Genomic DNA, 14,402 nt, shown 5'->3' with positions numbered 1-14,402 from the left:
AAATCTGATTCTTATGTGATGCGGGATGCGCGCGGCAGTTCAGCCGATCAATAGAACGCGCGTGCGGCTTTCAGGGTGACGAGGCCATCGCACTGGCTGTTGTGCCCGGAATAGGCCGAGCAATCGTCGCCGCTGAGGCTGGAATTGCTGTAGATCAGGTCGAGGTCGACGCCCATGAACGGCCGCGACAACTTCACCGACCAATCGGTGAAACTGCTGACGTACCCGCCGTCCACCGCCACCGGCGTGTTCAGCTGGTGCGTGGTGTATTTCATGCTGACGCCGATGCCGAACGGCTGATTGCCGCCGAGGTCGGCAAACAGGGTGTTGTTCTGTTTGTCCGGGTCGTTGCTGAGGGCCACGCCGAAACGGCTGCCGAGCAGGGTCAGGCCGCCAAACAGTTCCTGACTGTCGAGGGTATCCACGCTGGGATAGCTGTAGTGGATCATGCCGACTTCGTAGCCGAGGACCTGATCGAAAGGCTGCTTGAAGCCTACGTAGGAGTCGATTTCCAGATCCTTGCCCGGCGTCAGGCCCATGCTCGGTGCGTACTGGCCGACGTACAGGCCGCTGTCATGGCTCAGATCGAGGCCGCCGTGGAACGAGCCGACCGCCGCCGGTTTGACCAGACCCTGGGCCATGCTGCGGCTCGGGGTGGTGCCGAGCTTGAGGTCGAAGTCGCCCAGTTCACGCTGAAATACCTGCGCAAACGCGGACGCGCTGGCGCAAAGGCTGACGAGCAATAAACAGGAAGATGGGCGCATGCGTCACTCCATGAACCGCGAGGGCAGGGCTGCGCCTGCTGAAACGCTTGATCTAGACGCGTGCAAGGATACCGGCGAATGCTCGGCATTGAGGGCCGTTCGTCGATTTTCAGGGATTTTTGTTTAATGCGGAGGGAATTGCGCGGTGCCAGTCCAGACGCTTCGAAGCTCAAAGCGCCTCTGGACGGGTGTAAAACCGGGTATTACTTCTTGCCCAGGCTGATCTGCTTGGACGGGCCGAATGTCTGGCCACTGACGCCTTTGGCAATTTGCTGAATCTCGCCGCCGGACTTGAGGAACGCGGCGATCTGATCGTTGATCGATTCGCTGGTTTCAACGGCTGGAGCTGGCTTTGCTTTGCTGGTGGATGCTTTTACACGCATGGCGGCCATTAACCTGTAGAAAGTAACTCGGCCAGGCATCGTACAGGAATAACTTGACAATTGCTTGGTAAATATCCTTCGGAATAACCGACCGCTGCGCTGCATTATTATCGCTTCTATCTCTGAGATAACCGTCTAACCTGCTGTTTTAAATAAGAAGATTTATCTGGAGCAGGTGTTGAGTATTCGCTCGGGCGTGGGCTCGTCGGTCTGACGAATGGCATATGGACCGTCCGCCAATCAGATAAATCAAGGCGTTGCGCCGATTAAACGCCGCGCGCGGATCTGTCGCCCGACGCTCACGGCAAAAACGGGTAGAATGCCGCCCACGCAATGAGGGTTCTGGAAAATGGCTTTAGTCGGGCGTTACAACAGTTTGCAAGTGGTTAAACACACTAACTTCGGTTTATATCTGGATGGCGGTGCCGACGGCGAAATCCTTCTGCCCAACCGTTATATCCCCAAGGATATTCCCAGTGAAGATGAAGATTGGCTCAATGTTTTTGTTTATCTGGACAGCGAAGACAAACTGCTCGCGACCACAGAAAAACCGAAAGTCCAGGTCGGCGAGTTTGCCAGCCTGAAGGTCGTTGAAGTCAACAGCATCGGTGTGTTCCTTGACTGGGGTCTGCCCAAGGATCTGTTGCTGCCGTACTCCGAAGAAAAACGCCAATTGACCGCCGGCGAATACTGCGTGGTGCACGTCTACCTCGACAAGCACACCCGTCGCATCACCGCCACGGCGCGTCTGGATCGCTACCTCGACAAGACCCCGGCCAACTACAGCCCGGGCCAGGAAGTCGATTTGCTGGTGGCCGAATCCACCGACATGGGCTTCAAGGCGATCATCAACAACAAGCACTGGGGTCTGATTCACAAGAACGAGATCTTCAAGTTCATGCGCGCCGGCATGCTCGAGAAAGGCTACATCAAGGAAGTGCGTGCCGATGGCAAGATTGCCCTGAGCCTGCAACCTGTCGGTCAGGAAGCCGCCAGCAGCCTGAGTTCGAAGATTCTCGCCAAATTGCGCGACAACAGCGGCACGCTCGCAGTCAGCGATAAAAGCGATCCGGCGCTGATCAGCAGCCTGTTCGGCGTGAGCAAAGGCAACTTCAAGAAGGCTATCGGTTCGCTGTACAAGGAAGGCAAGATTGTCATCCATGCCGATCGCATTGAACTAACCTGAGCCCTGGATGGCCCATGCTCCATGGGCACACAGGGAAACGGTTCGATGAAAAAAACGCTGATCGCCTACGTCGCCACGCTGCTGACGTTTCTTTTGCTCGACGGCGTCTGGCTCGGCCTGTTGATGGCGCCGACCTATCGCGAACTGCTCGGTCCGCTGATGCTCGACAAACCGCTGCTGATCCCCGCAGCGGTTTTTTATTGCCTGTACGTTATGGGTTGCGTGGTGTTTGTGGTGTTGCCGGCCCTCACTTGGCAGCGTGCGGCGAAGATGGGGGCGTTGCTCGGGCTGGTGGCGTATGGCACGTACGATCTGACCAACTGGGCGACGTTGCGCGGCTGGTCGGTGCAGGTGAGTCTGATGGACTGGGCGTGGGGGGGCTTTGCCACAGCGGTGGCCTGTGCGGTGGGTTTTTTGTTGGCGAATCGATTTGGTCATACAGATCGGTAATTGATGTTGTGGCGGCTGCCGCTATCGCCAGCAGGCTGGCTCCCACAGGGGAATTGTGACCAGCCCAGTATTGGGGGATTCACCACAATCAGTGTGGGAGCCAGCCTGCTGGCGATGGATGGCGCAGCCATCCGCCATTCAAAGTTGACGTCACTGATAAACAAAATGTCTTTTCCAGACGCCTTTTTCCGCGCGTCTGATCAATAATCCCAGCATTGTTTTCTGACCATTGGATGGCCTGCCCATGTCGTGTGTGTTCGAGGTGTTGCGGTGAATGTCGAGCGGCGCAATGCCGACAGCTTTGCCCTGCAAGTGATGATTGGCCTGTGCCTGATCTGGGGTGTACAGCAAGTGCTGATCAAGTGGGCGGCGGCGGATATCGCACCGGTGATGCAGGCGGCGGCGCGTTCGGGGATTTCCGCATTGCTGGTCGGCTTGCTGATCTGCTGGAAGGGCGGTTGGGGTCAGGTTGGCAAGACCTGGCGCGGCGGCTTGCTGGCCGGTGCGTTGTTCGGTCTGGAATTCCTGTTTATTGCCGAAGGCCTGCAACTGACCACTGCTGCGCACATGTCGGTATTCCTCTATACAGCGCCGATTTTCACCGCGCTCGGTGTGCACTTTCTGCTGGCCAGTGAGCGCCTGCGACCGTTGCAATGGCTGGGCATTCTTCTCGCTTTTATCGGCATCGCGATCGCCTTCGCCGGCGGTGTGTCGTGGGACAACCTCGATCGGCGCATGCTGCTTGGCGATGCGTTTGGCGTGCTGGCCGGCGCCTGCTGGGGCGCGACCACGGTGGTGGTGCGCGCTTCGCGGCTGTCGGAAGCGCCGGTGACGTTGACGCTCTTTTATCAGTTGATCGTCGGCTTCCTTGGCCTGTTGCTGATTGCGCTGTTCAGCGGCCAGATCACTCATGTCAACCTGACCACCGTGGCGGTCGCCAGTGTGCTGTTCCAGGGACTGGTCGTGTCGTTCTTCAGTTACCTGGTCTGGTTCTGGCTGCTGCGTCGCTATCTGGCGGCGAATCTGGCGGTGTTTTCGTTCATGACGCCGCTGTTCGGGGTGACCTTTGGCGTGTTGCTGCTGGGCGAACAACTGACGCTGAATTTCGTTCTCGGCGCCGTGCTGGTGTTGCTCGGCATCACTTTCGTCAGCGCCGAGCAGTGGCTGCGTCGGCGTTTGCGCAGCGCGCTGGGCCAACGTTAGACGCCTGCATCGCCAGGCCGCCAGCGATCAGCAAGCCGCAAGCGGCAATCACCAGCGCCGGTTGCAAGCCGCCGCTGAAGTGGCTGCTCAATGCCGCCAGCAACGGGCCACTGAGCTGGCCGACGGCAAAGCAGGCAGTCAGCAAACCGGCGTTGCGCTGGGTGGCGTGGGGCGCCAGTTCCCGCGAGCGCTGCATGACCAGTTGCATGCACGCCAGAAACGGCGTGCCGCACAGGATCACACCCAGGCCGAGACCGACGCCGCTGCCGAGCAAGCAAGCGAATACACCGCCCGCTTGCAGCCACAACGTCGCCATCAACCAGTGCCGCGTGGTTTGCGGATCGTGACGACGCAGGCTGACCAGCAACACCCCCAGCGCCGCCGCCAGACCGAAGCACGGCCAGAACAGATCGGCCTGCCATCGCCCGTCAAATTGTGCATTGGCCATTTGCGAGAGGAAGGTCGCCGGGATGATGTAGCCGATGCCGTACAACGCATAAATCAGCGCGAGCCTGCCGATGCCACGATTCGCCGGGCTCGCCCTCGGCGCAGCCACTGCAACCGTGGCGACTGGCGTCGGCAACAGACGCCAGACGCTCAACATCATCACCAGCGCGGCCGCCGCATAAATCAGCCATAGCGTCGCGGATGTCTGCTGCAGCCGATGCGAGGCCAGCGCCAGCAACCCGGTCAGAAAAATCCCCAGCCCCGGTCCGGCAAAGACCAGCGCGCCCAGCCGTGGTCGACCCGCTGCCGCTGCCAGCGGCTGACTCAACGCCGTAATCATCACCAGCACCCAGGCGCTCGCCACCCCGGTGCCGAAGCGCAGCAGCAAGTGCGACCAGAAGCCATCCGCCCAGAACGACGCCAGCGTCAGCAACACGCACAGCCACAAGCCACCGTGCAGGCGTCGCTGCACTTGCGACGGGCGATGCGCGAACATCGCATCCACCGCGCCGAGCAGGTAACCGAGGTAGTTGGCCGCAGCGATCAGACCGGCGCCCGTCAGGTCGATCTGGCCTTCGCTGAGCAGGTGGGGCATTTGCGGGGTCAGGGCGAAACGGCCGATGCCCATGGCCATCATCAGGGCAACGAAGCAGGCGGATAAGCGAATCAGAGGCGACATGGTCGGGCTTCCGTCGAGAGAGCAATGACCGTCAGGCTAGGACCGATTGACTTTCTTTAAAATTGAATAATAGTGAGTAACTTGTTCTGTTCTGGAGAATGTCGGTGGAATTCAGTCAACTGCGAATCTTTCAGGCCGTCGCCGAGGAAGGTTCGATCACCCGCGCCGCCGAGCGCTTGCATCGGGTGCCGTCGAATCTGTCGACCCGGCTCAAACAGCTCGAAGAGCAATTGGGCGTCGAACTGTTCGTGCGTGAGCGTCAGCGGTTGCAGTTGTCGCCTGCGGGAAAAGTCCTGCTGGACTACACCGGCAAGCTGTTCGCCCTGCGCGATCAGGCCAGCGCGGCGGTGATGGGCGGGCAACCGGCCGGGGATTTTGTGCTCGGCACGATGTACAGCACGGCGGCGATTCATCTGCCCGAACTGCTGGCGCGCTATCACCAGCAATATCCCGCAGTGAATCTGCAAGTGCAGGCAGCGCCGAGCGGCGAGCTGCTGGAAGGTTTGCTCACCGGGCGCCTCGACGCTGCACTGGTCGACGGCCCGCTGGAGCTGGCCGGGCTCGACGGCGTGCCGCTTTGCGACGAGCGTCTGGTGTTGATTACCGAACCCGAACATCCGCCGGTGCGCACCGCCCTGGATGTCGCGGGGCGTGCGGTGTTCACCTTTCGTCAGGGCTGTTCGTACCGCATGCGCCTGGAAGCCTGGTTCGCCCATTACCACGCGGCGATGGGGCGGGCGATGGAGATCGAGTCGTATCAAGGCATGCTCGCCTGTGTGATTGCCGGCAGCGGCGTCGCGCTGATGGCCGAGTCGATGCTGGCCAGTTTGCCGGGGCGCGAGCGCGTCGCGGTGCATCCGCTGGCCGAGCCGTTCGTGGGTGCGACAACGTGGCTCATGTGGCGTAAAGGCATGGTCGGGGCCAACCTGAATGCCTGGATCGACGTGCAGCAAGCGGTCTATCCCGCGCCTGTGGCGCAAGCCCGCGAAACAGCCTGAACCAATGACAGCCGATCCTGATCAATTCAGTAACAGATCATTGCGGATTTGGCCGAGCATTGCGTAGGACTTCGGACTATTATCAGTGCGAAGCGGCCTCAGAATTCCGGCCGCTCAGCACCACCCTGAAGGGGGCACGACGATGAAAGAGAAAATTCAAAACTGGCTGCACGATTTGGGTGTTGCGCTCGGCTTGATCGAACCGCCAATGCAACCTGTGCCGATTCGCACCGATGACGAGCAGCGCCGCCGCCAGCCACGTCGGCGTTAACGCCCCCGGATTTCCAGATTCAGTGAAATCGCAGTCTTCGGCCTCACTTGCCAATACCTGGCAGGCGCGGCCGGAGGCTGCGATTTTTGGCTTTCTGCAGACGTAAAAAAACGGGTGTGGCAACCGACGCCACACCCGTCGAAGAAAGCAGCAAGTCGTTACATCAAGTTCAAATCGCAGGCGCCACAGCCGCCGGACGCGGCGAAAACAGGCTGACCAGCACGAAGCTCACCAGACTGACCCCGAGGCTGTAATAGATCGGCGTGTTCGCGTCCATACCGTCCTTGACCATGAACACCAGCGCAGTGATAAAGCCCAGCGTCATGGCGCTGATCGCCCCGGCGGTGGTCGCGCGTTTCCAGAAAATCGCGCCCATCAGCGGAATCAGCATGCCGCCGACCAGCAGGTTGTAAGCCAGAGTCAAAGCACTGATCACGTCGTTGACCACCAGTGCAATGCCCAGCACCGCCACGCCAGTCAGCAGGGTGAACAGACGGCTGACGGCGACGTTCGATTGTTTGCCGCCGCGCAGTTTCGGCAGCAGGTCTTCAGTCAGCGTGGTGGAGGCGGCGAGCAGGCCGGCGCTGGCGGTGGACATCATCGCCGCCAGTGCAGCAGCGATCACCAGGCCACGGATGCCGTCCGGCAGCGAGACTTTGACGATGGCGGCAAAGGCGTTGTTGACGTTGTCCAGATCCGGAATCAGCACATGCGCGGCCATGCCGATCAGCGCGCAGACCAGACCGTAGACGATGCAGTAGATCCCGGCCGAAGTGCCGGCGTACCTGGCGACCTTTTCGCTCCTGGCGGTGAACACGCGCTGCCAGATGTCCTGACCGATGAGGATGCCGAAGAAGTAGATCATGAAGTAGGTGATGATCGTGTCCCAGCCGATGCTGGTGAAGTTGAAGCTGGCTGCCGGCAATTGCGCCACCAGTTGATCCCAGCCACCGACGCGGTACAGGCAGATCGGCAGCAGCAGGAACATCAGGCCGACGGTCTGGATGCCGAACTGGACGATGTCGGTCAGGGTCAGCGACCACATGCCGCCGATGGTCGAGTAGATCACCACGATACCGCCGCCCAGCAGCACCGAGATCCAGAACGGCAGGCCGAACAGTACTTGCAGCACGGTGCCGATCGCCAGGATCGAGGTCACGCCGATCATCAGCGCGTAAGCGAGCATGATGGTTGCGCTGGCGGTGCGGGCCATCGGGTTGTAGCGCTTTTCCAGCACCTGGGTGACGGTGAACACCTTCAGCTTCAGCAGCGGTTTGGCGAGGAACAGGTTCAGCGCGACGATCCCGCAACCCAGTGCCGCACACAGCCAGAACCCGGAAATGCCATGCACGTAACCCAGCCGCACGGTGCCGACGGTGGACGCGCCACCCAGAACGGTAGCCGCCATGGTGCCCATGTACAGCGACGGCCCCAGGTTACGCCCGGCGACCAGGTAATCCTCGTGGGTCTTGGCCTTGCGCATGCCGTAGTAGCCGAGTATCAGCATCGCGGCGGCGTAGAGGAGTACGACGAATAAATCCAAAGCCATGATGGCGAGTCTCCGATTGTCTTTTTTATATTGGGGCTGAAATCAGTTCCCTTGCAGGCGTGAGCCTGCTCGCGATGGCGGTCTGTCAGGCACATCTTTGTTGGATGTGCCGCAGTCATCGCGGGCAAGCTCGCTCCCACCGGGGATCGGTGTCAGGCGGCCTGACGCAGTTGAGGTTTTATTGCAGCTTCCCGGCGCACATCGGTCGGCCCGAACACTTCGCGCGGTTCCGGGAACAGCTTGAGCAGTGTCAGGTACACCACCGACGCCAGGCCCAGGGTCACCGGCAGGCTGATGTCGATGCCGCCAGCCAGTTCACCGAGCGGGCCGACGAACTGCCCCGGCAGGTTGACGAAGCACAGGCCGACCGCCGCGCTCGGGATCCACGCACCCAGACCCCGCCAGTTCCAGCCGTGGCTGAACCAGTAGCGCCCGCCCTGTTCGCCACGGGTGAACACTTGCAGGTCATCCGGGCAGTAGAAGCCGCGACGCACCACCAGGCCGATGATCATGATCACCATCCATGGCGTGGTGCAGGTGATGATCAGCACGGCGAAGGTCGACACGCTCTGCACCAGGTTGGCGGCAAAACGACCGATGAAGATGAAGGCAATCGACAGCACGCCGATCAGCAACGTCGCCTTGACCCGCGACAGCACACGCGGGAACACGCTGGACATGTCCAGCCCGGTGCCATACAGCGAGGTGGTGCCGGTCGACATGCCGCCGATCACCGCGATCAGGCACACCGGCAGGAAGAACCAGCTCGGCGATACCGCCAGCAAGCCGCCGACATAGTTGTTCGCGGCAATGTAGTCGGGAGCCTTGATCGCCACGATGGTCGCGGTGGCAAGGCCGAACAGGAACGGAATCAGCGTCGCCAGTTGCGCCGCGATCACCGCCAGCATGATCTGGCCCTTCGGCGTCGTCCGTGGGATGTAGCGTGACCAGTCGCCGAGGAACGCACCGAAGGAAATCGGGTTGCTCATCGCCACCAGCGCCGCGCCAATGAACGCCGCCCAGAAACCGGCCTGACCGAGCGCGACGCTGCCGGCGTACTGGCTGTCAAAGGCCGGCGCAAAGGCAAAGATCCCGAGCAGGAACAGCAGGCTCGCGGCCCACACCGCAATGCGGTTGACCCACAACATGAAGCGGAAGCCGTAGATGCACACGGTCAGCACCAGCAACGCGAACAAGCCGTAGGCCAGGCCCAGGGTCAGGTCGGTTTCCGGCAGATCGAGCAGGCGTTTGGCGCCGCCGACCAGCGCGTCACCCGAACTCCACACCGACAGTGAGAAGAACGCGATTGCGGTCAGCAATGACAGGAAGGAACCGACGATCCGCCCGTGCACGCCGAAGTGGGCACCGGAAGATACGGCGTTGTTAGTGCCGTTGAGCGGGCCGAACAGGCCCATCGGCGCGAGAATCAGCGCACCCACCATTACACCCAGGACAATCGCCCAGACGCCGGCCTGAAACGACAGACCGAACAGTACCGGAAAACTGCCCAGCACCGCCGTTGCAAAGGTATTGGCGCCGCCGAAGATCAAGCGAAACAGGTCGCTGGGTCGGGCGTCGCGCTCATGATCCGGGATCTGTTCGACCCCGTTGGTTTCAATGCTGCTAAGGCTTTTTTCGTTGTTGTTGTTATTCATGATCTGCTCCGATCATCAGGCGCGCTCATCGTGCGTGAGCGTCACCATTGGCTAAGGGGATGGCAGCCCTTCCGGCATTGCGGACAAATGTTCGTGACAGGCCAGCCATAGGCCTTGTTGTTCTAGGCTCGACGCTTGTTTTTTGAAAACAATCGTCTCGCGCTCCTGGCTGAAGTGTTGCTCCCCTTGCATGCGCAGCTCGGTGGCCACGTCATGAATGAAAATCGCCACGTCACCCTGCAGGCTGACGAAGGCGTTGCTCGAGGTGCACGACAGCACCTCGAAGCCATCCTCGCTGCGCCAGCGGTCCCACAACGCCTGATAAGCATCGCGCGACAGCAGTGGCTGTTCGAGGGTGTAAAACACGAAACTCGCATCGGCGCTGAACGCACCGAAGTAGGCTTCGCGGTCGTTACGGGCAAACGCGGCGACCAATTCGGCGGCCGCGTGCAGAACCTGATCACGTTCGTTCATGACCCGACCCTCAGCGATGAACCACGCCAGGCAGTACGCAGAGCATTTCGTACAGCAGGTTGGCGGCCAGCAGCGAGGTGTTGCCGGTGGTGTCATAAGCGGGCGAGACTTCTACCAGATCGCAACCGATGAGGTCGAGGCCCTGGCAGCCGCGGATGATCTCGATTGCCTGAATGGTGGTCAGACCGCCGATTTCCGGGGTGCCGGTGCCAGGCGCCCAGGCCGGGTCGATGCCGTCGATATCGAAACTCAGGTACACCGGGCCGCCGCCGACTTTCTCGCGCACTTCGGCCATCAGTGGTGCCAGCGACTTGTGCCAGCACTCTTCGGCCTGCACCACGCGGAAACCCTGATCGCGGCTCCAGTTGAAGTCATCCGCGGTGTAACCCTGCGCGCGCAAACCGATCTGCACCACACGGTCGCAGTCCAGCAGGCCTTCCTCTACCGCGCGGCGGAAGGTGGTGCCGTGGGCGATCTTCTCGCCAAACATGTGATCGTTCACATCGGCGTGGGCATCGATATGCACCAGGCCGACCTTGCCGTGCTTCTTATGAATCGCACGCAGGATCGGCAGGGTGATGGTGTGGTCGCCACCCAGGGTCATGGGGATGACGTTGTGCTCGAGGATGTTGTCGTAGGCTTCTTCGATGATGCGCACGGCGTCGAGCAGGTTGAAAGTGTTGATCGCTACGTCACCGATGTCGGCAACCGACAGCGAATCGAACGGCGCAGCACCGGTGGCCATGTTGTACGGGCGGATCATTACCGATTCGGTGCGGATGTCGCGCGGCCCGAAGCGAGTGCCGGGCCGCAGCGAAGTGCCGATGTCCAGCGGCACGCCAACGAAGGCAGCGTCCAGACCGGCAGCGGTCGGTACATGGGGAAGTCGGAGCATGGTGGCGATGCCGCCGAAGCGCGGCATTTCGTTGCCGCCCAGTGGTTGGTGAAGAATCTTGTCCACGGGTAGGGCCTCATCGTCTTTGTTTTATTTATGTCGGCGCGCCGATAAATACGGGCTCGGACGCCGCTGTGGGGGCGATGATGCGAAATGTAGTGGCGGGGAAGAATCGCTAGGGGCAAAAACTTAGTTCAGATTTTTCTAAACTAATGGAGGTGGGGGGATTAGACTTTCGCGGGTTCGAATGAAGTGTAGGGCTGAAGATTGTTGCCCTCACCTCAGCCCTCTCCCGGAGGGAGAGGGGGCCGACCGAGTTGTTGGCGGAATCTGCATCGATCTGAAAAAAATCGAGTCGAACTCAGGATTTGAAAGCCATGGAGATCAGCTCCCTCTCCCTCCGGGAGAGGGCTGGGGTGAGGGTCTTTTTCCACAGACACACAGTTGCACAGCCCGGAGTACCAATGGCCAACGCTTTACCCGACCTGAAACTCCTGCGCATCTTCGTCAGCGTCGTGCGCCATCAGGGTTTTGCCAACGCGCAGCAGGAACTCAACCTGTCGACCTCGGCGATCAGCACCTACATGAGCCAGCTCGAAGCGGCGCTCGGCCTGGTGCTGTGCCATCGCGGGCGTGGCGGGTTCAGCCTGACCAGCAAGGGCGAGCTGTTTCATCAGGAAACGTTGCGCCTGCTCGGCGAGCTCGAGGGCTTCGAGCAATACGCCGCCGCGCTCAAAGGCGAACTGCGCGGCACCCTCAATCTCGGGGTAATCGATTCCACTGTCAGTGACAAGGCCTTGCCTTTTGCCGAAGCCATCGGCGCCTACAGCCAGGAGCACCCGGCGGTGCATTTGCATTTGTCGGTGATGAGCCCGTATGAATTGCAACTCGGCGTGCAGGACAACCGCCTCGACCTGGCCATCGGCGCGTTCTCCACGCGCATGAGCGGGTTGGTCTACATGCCGCTGTACCGCGAGCAACACTGGTTGTATTGCAGCAGTCGCCATCCGCTGTTCAACGAACGGCGCATTCCCGAGCAGGTCATCACCCAGCAGCGCATGGTCGGGCGCGGTTACTGGAGCCAGGCCGAACTGGCCCGGCATGGTTTCAAACACAGCGCCGCCACCGTGGAAAGCATGGAAGCGCAGCTGATTCTGGTGCTCTCCGGTGCTTACATCGGTTATTTGCCGGAACACTACGCCCAGGCCTGGGCCGACAAGGGCGACTTGCGCGTGTTGCTGCCGGCCACGTTCGGCTATCAGGCGCCGTTTTCGATGATCATGCGCCGCGGTCGCAGTCGCGAGCCGTTGATCCAGACCTTCCGCGATTTGCTCAAAGCCCAGTTGAATCAGGCGTAACCCTTCATGTCCCGACCACAATGCCCGCGCTGCCTGCGCCCTCAAACCCACTGCCTGTGCCCGCTGATCCCCAGCCTCGACAGCCGCACCCGGGTGTTGCTGTTGCAGCATCCGAGCGAGGTCAATCATGCGTTGAATACCGCGCGGCTAGCCGCGTTGGGCCTGATCAATGCCGAGTTGATCGTTGGTGAAGTGTTCGACGATTTGCCGACATTGTTGAACCGCCCGGGCTATCAGGCGCGGCTGTTATTCCCGGCTGATGATGCGCAGCCGATGCAGGCTTACGAGCCGACTGACGAACCGTTGTTGCTGGTCGTGCCGGACGGTACCTGGCGCAAGGCACGCAAGATGTTGCACCTCAATCCACTGCTGGCGGCGTTGCCACGGGTGACGCTGGCAGAGGGCGGCGTGTCGCGTTATCGATTGCGCAAGGCGCCGGGGCCGGGGGCATTGTCGACTATCGAGGCGATTGTGCAGGCGTTGCAGACCCTGGAAGCGCCGGCTTCATTCGAGGCGTTGCTCAAGCCGTTTGAAGCGTTGATCGAAGGGCAGATTGCGGCGATGGGGGAGGAGACCTTTCACAAGAACCATGGCGATAGATAGGCGGTGATTGGACTGGCGCTATCGCGAGCAGGCTCACTCCTACACTTGAAACGCGTTCCAAATGTAGGAGTGAGCCTGCTCGCGATAGCTGTTGCACCGTCAACGCAGTTTCGACCACATCTACCTTTCGCGCATCGCCTCGGTCCGCGCTTTCAGCACCGGTTTGAGCAGGTAATCCAGTACGCTTTTTTCGCCGGTGATGATGTCCACCGTCGCCACCATTCCCGGAATGATCAGCAGCGGTTTGACGTCCCCGCCCAGATGGTTTTTATCGGTACGCACCTGGATCAGGTAGAAGCTGTTGCCCTTGTCGTCAGTGATCGTGTCGGCGCCGATCAGCTCGAGTCTGGCGCTCAGGCCGCCGTAGATCGTGTAGTCATAGGCACTGAACTTGACCATGGCTTTCTGGCCCGGATGCAGGAACGCCACATCCTGTGGCCGCACTTTGGCCTCGATCAGCAGGTTGTCTTCCAGCGGCACGATTTCGACCATGTCGCTGCCCGGCTGGACCACGCCACCAATGGTGTTGACCTTCATCTGCTTGATCACCCCGCGCACCGGCGAGGTCACCGTGGTGCGGGTGACGCGGTCGTCGATGGCGATGCTGGTGGCAGTGATTTTTGACAGGTCGGTGCGTTTCTCGTTGAGCTCTTTGGCGGCCTCGGAGCGGAAGGTCTGCTCCGATTCGTCGATCTTGCTGCGGATCTCGGCAATCGCCGATTCGGCGCGGGGGATCGCCAGCGTGGTTGCATTCAGCGAGCCACGAATTTCCACTGCGCTGCGCCTGAGGCGAAGAATTTCCACCGGTGACACGGCGCCGGTTTTCACCAGCGGTTCGGACATGTTCATCTCTTGCTGCAGCAAGGCCAGGCTGGAACTGAACTGGCCCTGCTTGGAACGAAACTCCGCCAGCTCCTGGGTTTTCTGCCGCAGTTGTTCGCTCAAGGTACGCTGCTCGCTGGCGAGGCGGCGCTGGCGCTGTTCGTACAGCGAGCGCTCGTCTTCGGCGACTTGCGGAGCCTTGGCAATCACCTCCGCGGAGAGCTTGAACGGCCGGCCCTCGGCCTCGGCGGACAGGCGTTCGACCTGCGCAGTCAGCGCGTAGCGGTCGGCCTCGCTTTCGCCCTTGTTCGAGCGAAAGCGCGTGTCATCCAGCCGCAGCAGGGTATCGCCCTTGCTGACCATCTGGCCTTCGCGAACGAAGATCTCGGTGACGATGCCGCCTTCGAGGTTCTGGATCACCTGGACCTTGCTCGACGGAATCGCCTTGCCTTCGCCCATGGTGACCTCTTCGAGCACGGCGAATTTCGCCCAGACCACCGCGCTGATCAGCAGTGCCGCCGCCAGCCACACGGTGATCCGCGATTTGCGCGGCGAGTCCTGCAACGAGGCGCCGGCGGTTTCCGGCATGAAGTCGGCCTCGGCGCTTTTGCCGAAGCTGTCGAAGTAGCCGCGATCCTTGCTATCGGTGGAAGCAGACATGGGCA

The 14,402-nt window shown here is 60.9% G+C and carries 15 protein-coding genes; 7 read left to right on the top strand and 8 right to left on the bottom strand.

What is annotated here, in order from left to right; all coding sequences use genetic code 11:
- Positions 1-47 precede the first annotated feature (47 nt).
- Together BLU24_RS21480 and BLU24_RS21475 are read right to left on the bottom strand one after the other, a co-directional pair.
- The gene (locus BLU24_RS21480) at positions 48-764 is read right to left on the bottom strand and encodes a TorF family putative porin (RefSeq protein WP_093103651.1); all 717 of its coding nucleotides are present in this window, start codon (positions 762-764) and stop codon (positions 48-50) included.
- Between the two features lie 203 nt (positions 765-967).
- On the bottom strand, positions 968-1,156 hold the full coding sequence (locus BLU24_RS21475) for a hypothetical protein (RefSeq protein WP_016985943.1): 189 nt from the start codon (positions 1,154-1,156) through the stop codon (positions 968-970).
- Positions 1,157-1,496: 340 nt separating this feature from the next.
- Here BLU24_RS21475 and BLU24_RS21470 point away from each other — a divergent pair, with 340 nt between their 5' ends.
- From BLU24_RS21470 to BLU24_RS21460, 3 genes are all read left to right on the top strand, one after another.
- Positions 1,497-2,333, top strand: a complete 837-nt coding sequence (locus BLU24_RS21470; RefSeq protein ID WP_093103648.1) for a CvfB family protein — start codon at positions 1,497-1,499, stop codon at positions 2,331-2,333.
- Positions 2,334-2,378: 45 nt separating this feature from the next.
- Entirely contained in the window at positions 2,379-2,783 is a 405-nt protein-coding gene (locus BLU24_RS21465) for a DUF2177 family protein (RefSeq protein ID WP_093103645.1), read from the top strand.
- Positions 2,784-3,098: 315 nt separating this feature from the next.
- Positions 3,099-3,986, top strand: a complete 888-nt coding sequence (locus BLU24_RS21460) for a DMT family transporter (protein WP_442965790.1) — start codon at positions 3,099-3,101, stop codon at positions 3,984-3,986.
- On the opposite strand, the gene BLU24_RS21455 is transcribed toward BLU24_RS21460, so the two are convergent.
- On the bottom strand, positions 3,931-5,112 hold the full coding sequence (locus BLU24_RS21455) for an MFS transporter (protein WP_093103639.1): 1,182 nt from the start codon (positions 5,110-5,112) through the stop codon (positions 3,931-3,933). The genes BLU24_RS21460 and BLU24_RS21455 overlap by 56 nt on opposite strands.
- A gap of 104 nt (positions 5,113-5,216) precedes the next feature.
- Here BLU24_RS21455 and ptrR point away from each other — a divergent pair, with 104 nt between their 5' ends.
- Positions 5,217-6,110 carry a putrescine utilization regulator PtrR gene (gene ptrR, locus BLU24_RS21450; RefSeq protein ID WP_093106894.1) on the top strand — a complete coding sequence of 298 codons (894 nt, stop codon included), beginning with the start codon at positions 5,217-5,219 and terminating at the stop codon, positions 6,108-6,110.
- Between the two features lie 142 nt (positions 6,111-6,252).
- Positions 6,253-6,381 (top strand): PA1414 family protein, encoded by a 129-nt coding sequence (locus BLU24_RS28115; protein WP_003198971.1) that lies wholly within the window; start codon positions 6,253-6,255, stop codon positions 6,379-6,381.
- Positions 6,382-6,550: 169 nt separating this feature from the next.
- On the opposite strand, the gene BLU24_RS21445 is transcribed toward BLU24_RS28115, so the two are convergent.
- The 4 genes from BLU24_RS21445 to speB form a co-directional block, all read right to left on the bottom strand.
- A complete protein-coding gene (locus tag BLU24_RS21445; protein ID WP_093103636.1) occupies positions 6,551-7,930 on the bottom strand; it encodes a sodium:solute symporter in 1,380 nt (459 codons plus the stop codon).
- Between the two features lie 152 nt (positions 7,931-8,082).
- Positions 8,083-9,585 (bottom strand): purine-cytosine permease family protein, encoded by a 1,503-nt coding sequence (locus tag BLU24_RS21440; protein WP_093103631.1) that lies wholly within the window; start codon positions 9,583-9,585, stop codon positions 8,083-8,085.
- A gap of 51 nt (positions 9,586-9,636) precedes the next feature.
- Positions 9,637-10,059: a YybH family protein gene (locus BLU24_RS21435; protein ID WP_093103626.1), complete on the bottom strand. Its 423-nt coding sequence runs from the start codon at positions 10,057-10,059 to the stop codon at positions 9,637-9,639.
- 10 nt (positions 10,060-10,069) lie between these two features.
- A complete protein-coding gene (gene speB / locus BLU24_RS21430) occupies positions 10,070-11,020 on the bottom strand; it encodes an agmatinase (protein WP_039761035.1) in 951 nt (316 codons plus the stop codon).
- Positions 11,021-11,418: 398 nt separating this feature from the next.
- Here speB and BLU24_RS21425 point away from each other — a divergent pair, with 398 nt between their 5' ends.
- Positions 11,419-12,312, top strand: a complete 894-nt coding sequence (locus BLU24_RS21425) for a LysR family transcriptional regulator (protein WP_090282283.1) — start codon at positions 11,419-11,421, stop codon at positions 12,310-12,312.
- A gap of 6 nt (positions 12,313-12,318) precedes the next feature.
- A complete protein-coding gene (locus tag BLU24_RS21420) occupies positions 12,319-12,915 on the top strand; it encodes a tRNA-uridine aminocarboxypropyltransferase (protein ID WP_093103623.1) in 597 nt (198 codons plus the stop codon).
- A 120-nt stretch (positions 12,916-13,035) separates the two neighbouring features.
- Here BLU24_RS21420 and BLU24_RS21415 read toward each other — a convergent pair whose 3' ends face one another.
- On the bottom strand, positions 13,036-14,397 hold the full coding sequence (locus tag BLU24_RS21415; RefSeq protein ID WP_093103620.1) for an HlyD family type I secretion periplasmic adaptor subunit: 1,362 nt from the start codon (positions 14,395-14,397) through the stop codon (positions 13,036-13,038).
- Between the last annotated feature and the right edge of the window lie 5 nt (positions 14,398-14,402).

This window comes from Pseudomonas sp. Z003-0.4C(8344-21), assembly GCF_900104975.1.
Taxonomy (GTDB): Bacteria; Pseudomonadota; Gammaproteobacteria; order Pseudomonadales; family Pseudomonadaceae; genus Aquipseudomonas; species Aquipseudomonas granadensis.
This window is presented reverse-complemented; position numbering and strand designations above follow the sequence as displayed.